Genomic DNA, 13,219 nt, shown 5'->3' on the forward strand with positions numbered 1-13,219 from the left:
ATCCGATGAAAGCGGCCTGAAGTTTTTTTCCTAGTTCCTCATCCGCTTTTAGGTTTTTGAATTGTTTTTCTGTCTTATCATTAAGATCATAGAGTTTTGCCAGTGCCGCATCTGATTTTTCTGTGTCTCCACTTTTTTGATGGCGATACCAGTCGCACGTAAGCTGGGCCATTTCCTTGGCGACTTTACTGGGTTTCTTGTCTTCATCTTTTTCGTTTCCGCGAAAAGCAAGCAAGCTAGCGACTATCGTAAGCAGGAGAAGAATAGACAGATGTTTTTTGAACAGGCGTATCGTTTTAAAAATTACACTTCAAATGTATAGAAAAGACGTTTCAAAAAGATTAAACCCTGAAAAGTAAGTAAAACTGGATTACCGGCACGGTGCATGCCCCGGCCTGGCTGGGCTTAGCCGGGCGGTCTAGCCACACCAGAGCGGCTGTCTTCTGCAAAGCGAGAGCCCCGCCCTCAAGAAAAGCGCTAGGAGAACAGCCGCCAAGAGACCCCGAAAGTAAAACTGCGGTGCAGCATGGGGTAGAAAGGGGTAGTGAAGAAGCCCGGATCGGGCAGATTCTGGTTCAGGTGGATAACCTTGACATACACATGCGCAGTCTGTATACGCAGGGCTAGCCAGGCATCCAGCTGTAGGTAGGGCTGTAGGCTGCGGCCCAGCTGCGGGTAGCCTAGCTGTAGGCTAGGCTCCAGGGAGAGGGCCTCGAAGTTTGAGCGAAAGCTGGCCTCCAGGCCTAGTTGTATGTCTGCCGGAGTCTTGAAAAACTTATCCTCCCAAAAGATGCGGGCCCGGCCGTACAGCTTGGGTAGATGCAGATCGTAGGCCGCCAGCGAGTCGCCACTGTGGTGGGCCTGCTGCAGCTGCACCTGCCCGTACAGGTAGAAGCGGCCCAGGCGCTGCAGCTGCTCCACCGCCAGGCCTACAAAGCGGTAGGCACTGCCCGTCTGGCGGGTTTCGGCCCGTGCGTTGGTGTAGATAAAATCGCGCACCTCGCTATAAAAGGGGCTTATTTTCAGATAAGACTGCCGGTAGGGCAGGCCCCGGCGGATGCGGGGCTGGCTATAGGTGTACTGCAGGGTGGCGCGCAGCAGGCGCACCTCCTCATTGCCCAGGCTGCGGTTGGCAGCATAGGTACTGCTCTGCCAGTAGTATTGCTGCAGGGCTGGGTTCAGGCTGTACAGCTGGCCCTCTAGCCAGGCATGCAGGGGCTGGTAGTAGCCCTCGTACAGCAGGGGCCGTCTCAGGCCCACGGGTATACGGTAGTTTACCGTATCCACGGCAGTAGAGTCTAGCATGCGGAACGTGCGCAGCCGGGGCACCACATGCAGGCCCAGGCGGATCTCGGTCTCCGTATCCAGCAGGTCGTTGGTGTGCAGCAGGTAGCGCCCCTGTAGCCAGGCACCCGGTTTATCGGCATGCGCCGGGGCATCTGTGGGGCGCCTCAGCCCCAGCTGCCCTTCGGCCCCCAGGCCAGTTTTGGTCTGGCGTAGGCCCAGGGGTAGCTCGCGTACTTCATACTGCCCCAGGCCCCGCAGCTCGGCAGCCAGGGGGCCCAGCTGCCCGCGTAGCTGCACATGGCCCCTGCCCCCATACACGCGGTACTGATAGCTGTGCTGCACGGTGGTATCTCCATTCAGCAGCTGGCCGTAGGGGCGGTAGCGCTGGTCATTCAGGCTGGTGTACACAGCGGGGTCTCTGTAGCGCTGAAAGTACTGGCTGTAGTAGCCCTCAGCCATCAGCTGCAGCCAGTCCTGCCGAAAGGGCTGCCACAGCTGCTTCAGGTTGGCCGTGCGCAGCCACTGCTCCAGCCGGGCATTTTCCAGCACAATGGGCTCTACCGCGCCCTCAAAGACTTCGTCCAGCGGTGTGTCCTCCTCTACCACCACCCCGCCATTCAGGCCATCCGTCAGCTCTTGCCAGCTTACACCCGCAAACAGCTGGTAGCGAAAATCGCGGGTGTGTATCCAGTGGTTCCAGTACAGGTTGTAGTGGTCGGTTACCATGTTTCGGTAGTTGCCCTGGGCAGTGCGCCGGCGGTAGTGCAGGGTGCTGTTCCAGGCGGGCAGCAGGTTCTGGCTAAGCGTTACCCGCAGCAGCTGGGTGTTGAAGCTGCTCTGGTTGAAGTGCACATGTACCAGAGGCCTGTAGGCATCGTAAAACTCTTGATCTTCGAAGCGGATGAAATAGGCAGAGGGCTGATTACTAAAGGTGTTTTGCCACAGTCCGGGGGCATACAGCCTGCCAGGCAGGCCATACTGCCAGCGTAGATAGGGCTTGCCAATGAGGCCCAGGGTCTGCTGGAAGCTGCCTGCCTCCAGGGCCTCGTCCCAGCGGTGCAGGGTGTCCAGGTTCATCAGCACCGTGTCTGTGCCGATCCACCGCTGGCCCAGGCTGTCCGGCTCATTGGGGTCGGGGTAGCTGTGCTGGCGGTAGGTGGCAAAGGGGGGCAGCTGTGGCTGTACCCGGCTTATGCTGGGCATGGCGGGGCGCTGTGGGGGTAGCCTTTGTGCCGCCAGGGCTGCGGGCAGCAGCATCCATGCGAGTACGAGCCAAAGGCTACCCCCCATCCGGAGGGACCAGACTGCTGGTAGGGCCAGATGAAGCTGCTGCATGGCTGCTCTATTCGCGCGCTATTAGCACTCGGCAATCAGGCGCTGCATGATGGTGGTCAGCCTGGGTTCTGTGGCATGGGCCACGGCCAGTATGTCCTCCAGGGCTACCGGCTCCAGGTGGTCTGGGTCGCACTCATCGGTTATCAGGCTCATGGCAAAGGTGCGGATGCCCATGTGCTGGGCCACAATCACCTCGGGCACCGTGCTCATCCCCACCACATCGGCCCCTATGGTGCGCAGGAAACGGTATTCGGCCCGGGTCTCCAGGTTGGGCCCGGGTACCGATACATATACGCCCTTGTGCAGGGGTATGTTCTCCTGGGCGGCTATCTGCTCGGCCTGGCGGATCAGCTCGGGGTCGTAGGGGCGGCTCATGTCGGGGAAACGCGGGCCCAGCTCGTCCAAGTTGGGGCCACGCAGGGGGTTCTCGGGCAGCAGGTTAATGTGGTCATCTATCACCATCAGGCTGCCCTTTTTGTAGGCCGGGTTTACGGATCCCGCAGCATTGCTCAGGAAGAGCCGATCTATCCCCAGCATCTTCATGATGCGGATGGGGAAGGTAATCTGCTGCATCTCGTAGCCCTCGTAGTAGTGAAAGCGGCCCTGCATGGCCACCACTTCCTTGCTGCCAATCTTGCCGAAGATCAGCTTGCCAAAGTGACTCTCCACCGTACTGATAGGGAAGTGGGGGATGAAGTTGTAGGCCAATGATTTCTCCACCGCTATTACATCGGCCAGCCGGCCCATGCCGGTGCCGAGCACAATGCCTACGGAGGGGGAGCCAGCGTAATGCTTGCGGATGTAGGTGAGGGTATCCTTAAACTGTATGGGGTTCATGAGAATGTCGGGGTAACTTTTTGACCAAGAGGTCATTCAGGCGGTCTTTGTTTCTTACGAACGACAAAGATACGGACAAATAATAGAAGGGGTAATGGGCGTAGTGTTCCCAGAACCAGGGCTGGTTTTTCAGGCGGTGGTAGTCTTTCTCGCTGGTGAGGATGATGGGGGGCTTTCGCAGAAAACTGGCAGCCTGCACCTTGTCATATTTTTTTACGATCCGGTCCAGATCGTCCTGCCGGTATGCATAGTGATCGGGGAAGGAGAAAGTGCTGTTTACCAGCAGGCCTGCCTCGCCGGCAAACCGGAAGAACTGCTGATTGTTTCCCAGGCCCGAAAACACAATTGCACCCTGCTGGAGCATTTCCGAAACCGGCACCTGCTCGGGCTCGGGCAGGATGCGATACAGGCTTGTGGGCTTTAGGCCTGTGTATACAAACAGGCTGCTGAGGCCGCGGCGGTGCAGCCAGGAGGCCAGCCGGTGGGCCTGCTCGCTGTGGGTAATCTTGGAGACGATCACGAGGTCGGCCCGTCTCAGCGTCCATAGCGGATCTCGCTGGCGTCCCAGGGGGAGCATCCACTGTTTCCAGGGCAGCTTGTTGTAGTCAGTCATCACCAGCTCCAGGTCTCGGTGGATGCGGCGGTGCTGAAAGGCATCGTCCAGTACAATGACCTCCGTATCGGGCTGCTCCTGCAGCAGCCTGCGGGCACCCTGCACGCGGTCCTCGCACACCACCACGGCCACGTCTGAAAAACGGTTTGCCACCTGCAGGGCCTCGTCGCCCACGTCCTTGTAGCTGTGCAGCCGGGGATCCACACGCAGGTAGCCCCGGGTGCTGCGGCCATAGCCGCGAGACAGATAGGCCACCCGGTAGCCCAGGCCGCCCAGCTTGCGAATCAGGTACTCGGCCATGATCGTCTTTCCGGTGCCCCCGGTGCTCAGGTTGCCGATGCTGATAACGAAGGCGTCTACCTTGTGTACAGGTAGTATCTGCCAGTTATAGAGGATGTTTCGTACACTTACCACGATCCAGAAGAGGATGGAAAGTGGAAACAGGATAATCACTTTGAGAAGAAACAGAAGGAATTTTACAATAAATTTCACTGATTGTTAAGGGTTTACCATTTTTAGTTTCTTCCATAGTTCATCCAGCAGGGCCTGTACACCCTGGCGGGTGATGGCTGAGAAGAAGAGCAGCGGCTCGGGCCAGCTGGCGGCCAGCTTTTTTTGCTCGTCCTCTGCCAGTAGGTCGGCCTTGCTGATGGCCACCAGGTAGGGGGTGCTGGCCAGCGCAGCTTCGTAGGCCTGCAGCTCCTGCTGCAGTATATGGAACTGTGCCAGCGGGTCATCCGCATCTGCCGGTACCATGAAGAGTAGTACGGCATTGCGCTCGATATGGCGCAGAAAGCGCGTGCCCAGCCCTTTCCCCTCGCTGGCCCCCTCGATGATGCCCGGTATATCGGCCATTACGAAAGACTGCCAGTCGCGATACTTCACAATACCCAGGTTGGGCACCAGGGTGGTAAAGGGGTAGTCGGCTATCTCGGGCTTGGCAGCCGTCACCACACTCAGCAGGGTGCTCTTGCCTGCATTGGGGAAGCCTACCAGTCCCACATCGGCCAGCACCTTCAGCTCCAGCACCAGCACGCGCTCCTGCCCGGGCGTGCCGGGGGTGCTTCTGTCGGGGGTCTGGTTGGTGGCCGTGCGGAAGTGCCAGTTACCCAGGCCCCCATGCCCGCCGGGCACCACTACTATGCGCTGCCCGTCTTCGTGTATCTCGCCCAGGATGCTGTCTTCCGCTTCATCCCGTATGATTGTGCCCAGGGGTACCTGTAGCACCTCATCCTTACCCCGCCTTCCATTTTTCTTGGCTCCGCTGCCAGGCTGGCCATGCTCGGCCTTTATAAACTTTCGGTACTTCAGGTCTAGCAGCGTCCACAGCTGGGCATTGCCTTCCACCACAATGCTGCCCCCATTCCCACCATCCCCGCCATCCGGGCCACCCTTGGGCACGTGTTTCTCTCGGCGCCAGCTGGTAACCCCGGCCCCGCCATTACCGCTGGTGCAGTACAGCTTTACGTAGTCAACAAAGTTTTGCTTGGGGGCCATGCGGAGAAAGGAGGGGATCTGTAGTGCTTCGGACGGCAAACTTGCTAAATTTACCTAAATTTTACGCCATGTCATACCTGAGAATAAGACTTGCTATAGCGGTATGTATCCTGCCGGGTATTTTCATGATGAACGGCTGTGGTAAGGCAGAATTGGACAAAAGAAAAGACTAGTAAGAAAGAAAGAAACTTAGTATGCCAAAGAACTACTGTCGTGTATGGCCAGGCCTGGCCCTGCTGCTATGCCTGGCCACTGCCTGCCAGCCACCCGAGCACGACACCCGTGTGCAGCAGCAAGTAGCCAGTGCCGAGGCCACACGAGAAGAAAAAACGTTTAAGGAACAGGTGGAGGCCTTTGAAGACCAGGGCCGAGATGCCTGGCAAAAACCGGAGGCCGTGATTGCCCTTTTCGGCAACCTGACGGGCAAAGTGGTGGCCGACATTGGAGCCGGATCCGGCTACTTCAGCTTCCGGCTCGCGCGGCAAGCAAGGCAGGCATGGGCGATTGATATAGATCCTCGATTCCTGAAATACATTGAAACCAAAAATGAAGCACAGTCCGAGCCCCTGCCCATAAAGACCCGACTGGGAAAGGCCGACACACCAGGCCTGGCTGCAGGCCTGGTAGATGCCGTGCTGGTAGTGAATACCTACCACCACATAGATGCCCGCATAGACTACTTCCGGGCCGTGTGGCAAGCAATGAAGCCAGGTGCCCGGCTGGTGGTGGTAGACTACAAAAAGGGAGACCTGCCCCTGGGGCCACCAGACAAGCTGAAACTTAGCGTGGACACCATGCAGCAGGAACTGAAGGCAGCGGGCTTCCGGCTGCTGGCTGCAGACCCCGTAGCCCTGCCCTACCAGCATGTGCTGCTGCTAGAGAAATAAGCACCGGCGTGTACTGCCTTGGGTGCTCTCCCCCAGCGGGATGGCATAGGAGCCCCGCAGGCCAGGGCGTTTTGCAGCTTTTTAATAATCCGGGGTATTTGCAGCTGTATTGGCAGCCAAAGTGGAACCCTCGTTCTTTGACCCAAATAATACGGCTTGCTTCTTAGTCGTTTCATTTTGCGCGTTCGTCGAAAAATCGCGCTAATTATATAGAACACATGGTATATATGCTTAATCAATTCAACTAGCAAATAGAAGAAACTATGGCTACACCTGTAAGCACCGCGCAACACGCCACTCAGATAGATGCCGCTTCTATCAATATGGTGATACTCTGGAAGGCTATGAAAGAAATAGACATCTATTTCTCCAATATGTCTGTGGTAACCAGACCGCTGCCCGAAAGTGGGCAGCTGCTGAACGACCTGCGCAGGCAGGACGTGAAGGTGGTAGTAATGGACTAGTGCACAGATTGCGGTTTCGGCACATTTTTGGCGCATGGGGGGATGCCTATTCCGCTTGTATCGTTCCCTGCTGCCACCGGGCTGCCTGGCACCGGCTTACTCCGGCCCTGTACGGCCGTGTCACCTCTTATCAGCGTACACACCTTGGCCAGAGCGGCCGGAAATATCATTTCACGAACATCATTATTGAGGGATAGCCCGTAAATTAAATAAAAAGCCCGCCTGGAAAGCGGGCTTTTTGAGGTACCAGAGGGACTCGAACCCCCGTACAGGCTTTTGCAGAGCCTTGCCTAGCCACTCGGCCATGGTACCCGGGCTTTAGCTGGCTGCAAAGTTAGCATAAAAAGCACACGACTACATCCACCAATAGGGGAAGGCCATCCGGTTTTTTTGCTTAGTCTGCACCGAATGGCTTTATTCGCACACACGTTGCACCCCGCCATGCCCTACCTATACCACGCTGCTACCGAGGCCGACTGGCAAAAAGCCCTGAATACGGGCACCTATGTACCCGCGGCATTTGCCCAGGAGGGCTTTATCCACCTAAGCACGCGCAGTACGCTGCCGCAAAGCGTAGACCTGCACTGCGCGGCGCTGGAGCGTGTAGTGGTGCTGGTACTGAGTGAGCGGCTGCTGAACCCAAAACTGCAATGGGTGCCGGTGCCCAGCAGGGGCGACCGGTTTCCGCACTACCCGGCACGCCTGCCGATAGACCTGGTGGTAGACGTGGCCGTGGTAGAAAGAGGCCAGAATGGCGAATGGGACTGGAGCGACTTTGGCTACTAGGCCCTGCTGCCGGTAGCGGCAGACACAGCAGGAATAGGGCCCTCGTTTCGGAATGTTTTGTGCCAAAGAAGTGTTTGGCTCCTATACGTGCATACCCCGCCGGCTTTAAGCACGGGGGATATTTCAGAACCAGAATACACGATTTATACACCATGTATCCAGAACAACTTGTAACGCCCATGCGGGCCGAGCTTACGAATCAGGGCTTTGACGAGCTGAAAACGCCAGAGGCTGTAGACCAATATCTGCAACAGAAGCAGGGCACCACGCTGGTGGTAGTAAACAGTGTGTGTGGCTGTGCCGCTGGGGCCGCCCGCCCGGGCGTGCTGCTATCGCTACAGGCAGATAAGAAACCACAAAACCTGGCTACCGTATTTGCAGGTGTGGACAAGGAAGCGGTAAACAAGGTACGGCAGCACCTGCTGCCCTATCCACCCAGCAGCCCCGCCATTGCCCTCTTCAAAGACGGGAAGCTGGTGCACCTGCTGGAGCGCCACCACATTGAGGGCCGGTCGGCAGACATGATAGCGGACAACCTGGCCCTGGCCTATCAGAATTTCTGCTAGCCCCGGGCGGCTGCAATGGCTGCGCGTACGCTACCATGTAGTAGCAGCAGGTGCTTTGCCTCGGCATAGGGCAGGCTGGTGGCTTCGGCCACATAGCAGGTACCGCGGTCTATCAGCTTCTCGTTGCTCAGCTTCATATCCACCATCCGGTTTCCCTGCACATGGCCCAGGCGGATCATCACCGCCGTGGTTAGCATATTCAGCACCAGTTTTTGGGCGGTGCCTGCCTTCAGGCGTGTGCTACCGGTTACAAACTCGGGGCCTACCACCACCTCTACGGGCGCATCGGCCCAGCCAGACACCTCGGCAGGATGGTTGCAGCTAATGCTGCCCGTGGCAATTCCGGCAGCCCGTGCTTGCTTCAGGGCGCCCAGTACGTAGGGCGTGGTACCGCTGGCAGTAATGCCCACTACAACGTCCTGGGGATTTGCGCCATGCTGCTGCAGGTCTTTCCAGCCCTGGCTCTGGTCGTCCTCTGCCCCCTCCTGCGCCAGGCGAATGGCCGCGTCGCCCCCGGCTATCAGGCCTACTACCCTGCCCTGTGGTACGCCAAAGGTGGGCGGGCACTCGCTCGCATCCACCACACCCAGGCGGCCACTGGTGCCACTGCCCAGATAAAACAGGCGCCCGCCGGCCTGCATGCGGCTGTACACCAGGTTTACCAGTTGCTCTATCTGGGGCAGGGCCTGGGCCACCGCCAGGGGCACCGTTTGGTCCTCCTGGTTCATCCAGTGTAGCAGGGTGCGCAGCTCCTGCTGCTCCAGGGCCTGGTAGGCACTATTTGCCTCGGTCTGCTTGCTCATACCCGCTGGGGTTTATTTTATAAGGGGTGGGAAGGGATGAAGATGATGATACTGTAGCAGGCCAGGCATGGGCGAGGCCAGCACCTGGCCCGGCCTAAAGCCAGCCTGCTGCAGGCTAGTGCGCCAGAGGGCCTGAAAGTGAAAGCCCACACTACCCACCGTGTGTACGGGCAGGGTGTGCAGCGCTGCCGGATACTGCTGCAGGGTGTACCGGATGAAAGCACGAAAGGAAGCCTGCACCAGGGCCTGCACCTCGGCCTGCAGCTGGGGTACAGCCAGCTGGGCCAGCAAGAAGGGTGCATAGCTGGCCAAGGCAGTATTCAGCTTTGGGGCTGCATACAGGGCCTCGCGCTGGGCCATCAGTCCGTCGGGGTATGCCTGCATAAAGGCCTCCAGCAGGGCTGGGCTGGCCTCGCGCCGCAGCAGGTGCTGCAGCAGGCGTCGGCCCAGGTCTACCCCTCCGCCCTCGTCGCCCAGCACATAGCCGTGGCCGCCTATGGTTTGGCTGATTTCTTGCCCATCGTAGTAGCAGCTGTTGCTACCTGTACCGAGTATACACACCAGCGCAGGCTGGTGGCCTGCCAGGGCGCGGGCGGCACCCAGTATGTCGTGCCACACCTGCGCAGGGGCAGCTAGTAGCTCGCTCAGCAGAGCCTCCATCTGGCGGCACTGATGTGGCAGCGCAAAGGATGCTCCATAAAAGCTAATCCCTACGGGAGTAGGCTGCTGCTGGGCAGCGGGCAGGAGCTCCTCTACCAGCAGGCGGCGTATCTGTGCAAATGCCTGAATGCCTGGATTTATGCCCCCGGTACGTAGCACCGGGCCGGACGCTGCCGGCAGGTTCCCGGCTAGCCATGCCCAGTCGGTCTTTGTACCTCCACTATCGGCAATCAGCTGCATTTCTTCTTTTTCGATAGGCCAAACTCAGTATGGGCGGTAGCAGGCGCAGTTCTTGCTTGGCCCGTCTTATCGTTTCTCACCTGAATGGTAAGGAAGCTGGGAGAGCAAGCCACCTGCCCTCACCTAGACCCTGGCCGCTACCAGCAGCTGGGCAATCTGCACGGCATTGGTAGCCGCACCCTTGCGCAGGTTGTCTGCTACTATCCAGAGGTTCAGCGTGTTGGGTTGGCTCTCGTCCAGGCGAATTCGGCCTACAAACACCTCGTTTTTGCCTCGGCTATACAGGGGCATGGGGTATTGCTGCCTGGCGGGGTCGTCCTGCACTACCAGTCCGGGCTGGAGGCCCAGTAGGGCACGCACCTCATCCAGGCTCCCGATAGGTTTTTGTAGCTCCACGTTCACGCTCTCGCTGTGCCCACCCACTACGGGCACGCGCACAGCGGTAGCGGTAATGGCCAAGCTGTCATCGCCCAGGATTTTTCGGGTTTCATGTACCAGCTTCATCTCTTCGCGGGTGTAACCATTATCCAGGAACACGTCGCAGTGTGGCAGGCAGTTCAGGTCTATTTTGTGTGGATACACGGTTTCTGCCTCCAGTCCTTCCCGCTCGCGCATCATCTGGTCTACGGCTTTCTTGCCGGTTCCGGTTACACTCTGGTAGGTACTGATCACCAGGCGCCTGATTCCGTATGCCCGGTGGAGGGGTGCCAGGGCCACTACCATCTGGATGGTAGAGCAGTTAGGGTTCGCTATGATCTTGCTGCCATTCAGGTGTGCGGCGTTCACCTCTGGCACCACCAGGGGCACCTGTGGATCCATGCGCCAGGCAGAGCTGTTGTCTATCACCGTAGTTCCCAGCTCGGCAAAGCGGGGGGCATAGGCACGGCTGGTGTCTCCGCCGGCTGAAAACAGGGCGATGTCTGGCCGCTCTGCCAGGGCCTGCTCCATGCTGCGTACTACATGCTCCTTCCCACCAAAGAAGACAGCCTTGCCCGCCGATCGCTCTGAAGCAACCGGGATAAACTGCGTAACTGGAAATGCCAGCTCACTCAGTACCTCTATCATCTGCTGGCCTACCAGGCCTGTTGCACCCACTACGGCTACTTTCATGTCTCCAGAATTTGGAATCCCCGTTTTTGTTCTGCAAAGGTACGAAAAAAATTCGCCCCTCCGTAGATGATACGGGCGTGTGCCCAGGCAGCTTCTTTCATCCGGGGCAGGGCAGCCACACGCCTAGGTGCTGGCCTTGTGCAGCGCAACAAGTTTTTCTACGATCGTGGGGTCCAGCAGGGTACTGGTGTCGCCCAGCCGTTCGGTTTCTCCGGCGGCAATGAGGCGCAAGATGCGGCGCATAATCTTTCCGCTGCGGGTTTTGGGCAGGCCGGGCACCAGCAGGATTCGGTCGGGCCGCGCTATGGGGCCAATCTGGCGCACCACTAGGTCGAGTATCTCGGCGCATAGCTGGTCCGGGTCGGTTGTGTAGCCGGGCATCGGGATCGCGTAGGCAAAGATTCCCTGCCCCTTTATGGGGTGCGGATAGTCTGTAACGGCTGCCTCCACCACATCTGGGTGCTGGTCTATGGCATCTTCCACCTCTGCCGTGCCTATGCGGTGTCCGCTCACGTTTATCACGTCGTCTACCCTGCCCAGTATGCGGTAGTGGCCCACCTCATCTCGCTTGGCACCATCGCCGGTAAAGTACATACCCGGATAGGCCTGCAGGTATGTCTGCTGGTAGCGGGCATGGTCTCCCCAGGTGGTGCGGGCCACACTAGGCCAGGGTCGGCGTATGCACAGGTTGCCCTCTATGGCCTGCCCAGGTGTCCAGGGTATCTCCTTCCCCTCGGCATCCATCAGCACTGGCTCTATACCGGGCAGGGGGTAAGCGGCATAGGTAGGCTTGGCCGCCGGCTCTCCGGCTATAGGTGTCAGCATAACGGCACCCGTCTCTGTTTGCCACCAGGTGTCTACCACAGGGCAGCGGCCACCGCCTATCTGGTGGTAGTACCATTCCCAGGCCTCCTGGTTAATAGGCTCGCCCACGGTGCCGAGTACGCGCAGCGAGCTTAGGTCTCTCCCTCGCAGGGGCTCGTCTCCATAGGCCATTAGGGCGCGAATGGCCGTAGGTGCAGTATAGAACAGGGTAACACGATGCTGATCCACCACCTCCCAAAATCGGCCCGGGTTGGGCCAGGTGGGTATCCCCTCAAACATCAAGAGGCTTGTTCCGTTCAGTAGGGGGCCGTACACCAGATAGGTGTGTCCGGTAATCCAGCCCACATCTGCGGTGCACCAGAATAGGTCGCCCCCCTGAACCTGAAATACATTGGCAAAACTATGGCCCGCATTCACCATATAGCCTGCGGTGGTGTGCAGTATGCCCTTGGGCTTGCCGGTGCTGCCGCTGGTGTACAGGATAAAGAGCGGGGCTTCGGCATCCATGGCGCGGGGCGCCACGGTAGCATCGGCAGGCACAGTAGCTAGCTGGCTGTGGTACCATAGGTCGCGCCCTGCGGCCATGCGCACCGGTGCTGCCGTGCGCTGTAGCACCAGGCAGTGGGCCACACCCGGGCTTTGGGCCAAAGCCTCGTCTGCAATCGCCTTTAGCGATACTTCCTTCTCCCCTCGGTAGGCGCCATCGGCTGTAATCAGCAGTTTGCAGCCGGCATCCTGCAGCCTGTCTGCCAGTGCCTGCGCGCTGAAGCCACCAAAAACCACGGAATGCACTGCCCCAATGCGTGCACAGGCCAGCATGGCGTAGGCCGCCTCGGGCACCATAGGCAGGTAGATGCATACGCGGTCTCCGGGCTGTATGCCCAGCCCGAGCAGTACTTGGGCCAGGCGGTTCACCTCTGCATACAGCTGGGAAAAGCTAATGCGGCGAACTGGCTCGGCAGGGTCATTGGGTTGCCACAAGATAGCCGTCTGATCTGCCCGCTCCGGCAAATGCCGGTCGATACAATTGGCAGCTACATTCGTCTTGCCCCCGGCAAACCAGCACGGGTCTGCGGTGGCAAAGCTGCCCGAGCACACCTGCTGCCAGGGCTGCTGCCAGGTATACCTGGCGGCCACCTCGGCCCAGTAGCCATCCGGATCGGCCTGCGCCCGGGCGTAAGCTGCCTGGTAGTCAGAAAAAGTAAAAATACTGCGGTGCATAGGCGAATAGCTAGGCCAATAAAGATAAAATGTTGTACTTGATGCCGAAAATATAAGTGAAAGAGGTCATCGAAAGTGTGCCGGATTC

Annotated in this window: 13 protein-coding genes and 1 tRNA gene; 4 read left to right on the plus strand and 10 right to left on the minus strand. The window is 58.7% G+C overall.

Annotated elements, in window-relative coordinates:
- From LW884_08110 to obgE, 5 genes are all read right to left on the minus strand, one after another.
- Positions 1–235: hypothetical protein (locus LW884_08110; GenBank protein MCE3008291.1), on the minus strand; the 235-nt coding region annotated here is incomplete at its 3' end.
- Positions 236–477: 242 nt separating this feature from the next.
- Complete coding sequence (locus LW884_08115) at positions 478–2,544, minus strand: putative porin (GenBank protein MCE3008292.1); 2,067 nt, start codon at positions 2,542–2,544, stop codon at positions 478–480.
- 99 nt (positions 2,545–2,643) lie between these two features.
- Positions 2,644–3,459 (minus strand): purine-nucleoside phosphorylase, encoded by an 816-nt coding sequence (locus tag LW884_08120; protein MCE3008293.1) that lies wholly within the window; start codon positions 3,457–3,459, stop codon positions 2,644–2,646.
- Positions 3,440–4,525, minus strand: a complete 1,086-nt coding sequence (lpxK, locus tag LW884_08125) for a tetraacyldisaccharide 4'-kinase (protein ID MCE3008294.1) — start codon at positions 4,523–4,525, stop codon at positions 3,440–3,442. Before lpxK ends, LW884_08120 begins: the two co-directional genes overlap by 20 nt.
- A 45-nt stretch (positions 4,526–4,570) precedes the next feature.
- A complete protein-coding gene (gene obgE / locus LW884_08130) occupies positions 4,571–5,569 on the minus strand; it encodes a GTPase ObgE (protein MCE3008295.1) in 999 nt (332 codons plus the stop codon).
- Between the two features lie 194 nt (positions 5,570–5,763).
- Here obgE and LW884_08135 point away from each other — a divergent pair, with 194 nt between their 5' ends.
- Together LW884_08135 and LW884_08140 are read left to right on the plus strand one after the other, a co-directional pair.
- The gene (locus tag LW884_08135; protein MCE3008296.1) at positions 5,764–6,456 is read left to right on the plus strand and encodes a class I SAM-dependent methyltransferase; all 693 of its coding nucleotides are present in this window, start codon (positions 5,764–5,766) and stop codon (positions 6,454–6,456) included.
- Between the two features lie 263 nt (positions 6,457–6,719).
- Complete coding sequence (locus tag LW884_08140; GenBank protein ID MCE3008297.1) at positions 6,720–6,920, plus strand: hypothetical protein; 201 nt, start codon at positions 6,720–6,722, stop codon at positions 6,918–6,920.
- 241 nt (positions 6,921–7,161) lie between these two features.
- Here the strand turns inward: LW884_08140 and LW884_08145 are convergent.
- A tRNA-Cys gene (locus tag LW884_08145) sits at positions 7,162–7,232 on the minus strand.
- 96 nt (positions 7,233–7,328) lie between these two features.
- Here LW884_08145 and LW884_08150 point away from each other — a divergent pair.
- Positions 7,329–7,706: a DUF952 domain-containing protein gene (locus LW884_08150; GenBank protein MCE3008298.1), complete on the plus strand. Its 378-nt coding sequence runs from the start codon at positions 7,329–7,331 to the stop codon at positions 7,704–7,706.
- A gap of 152 nt (positions 7,707–7,858) precedes the next feature.
- Positions 7,859–8,272, plus strand: a complete 414-nt coding sequence (locus LW884_08155) for a BrxA/BrxB family bacilliredoxin (protein MCE3008299.1) — start codon at positions 7,859–7,861, stop codon at positions 8,270–8,272.
- Here the strand turns inward: LW884_08155 and murQ are convergent.
- The 4 genes from murQ to acs all read right to left on the minus strand — a co-directional run bounded on the left by murQ (position 8,269) and on the right by acs (position 13,131).
- Positions 8,269–9,075, minus strand: coding sequence for an N-acetylmuramic acid 6-phosphate etherase (murQ, locus tag LW884_08160; protein ID MCE3008300.1), 807 nt, complete (start codon positions 9,073–9,075; stop codon positions 8,269–8,271). The genes LW884_08155 and murQ overlap by 4 nt on opposite strands.
- Before the next feature lie 12 nt (positions 9,076–9,087).
- Positions 9,088–9,975, minus strand: coding sequence for an ATPase (locus tag LW884_08165; protein ID MCE3008301.1), 888 nt, complete (start codon positions 9,973–9,975; stop codon positions 9,088–9,090).
- A 123-nt stretch (positions 9,976–10,098) separates the two neighbouring features.
- On the minus strand, positions 10,099–11,085 hold the full coding sequence (locus LW884_08170; protein MCE3008302.1) for an aspartate-semialdehyde dehydrogenase: 987 nt from the start codon (positions 11,083–11,085) through the stop codon (positions 10,099–10,101).
- Between the two features lie 123 nt (positions 11,086–11,208).
- Entirely contained in the window at positions 11,209–13,131 is a 1,923-nt protein-coding gene (gene acs / locus LW884_08175; GenBank protein MCE3008303.1) for an acetate--CoA ligase, read from the minus strand.
- Between the last annotated feature and the right edge of the window lie 88 nt (positions 13,132–13,219).

Source organism: Bacteroidota bacterium (assembly GCA_021300195.1).
Taxonomy (GTDB): Bacteria; Bacteroidota; Bacteroidia; order J057; family JAJTIE01; genus JAJTIE01.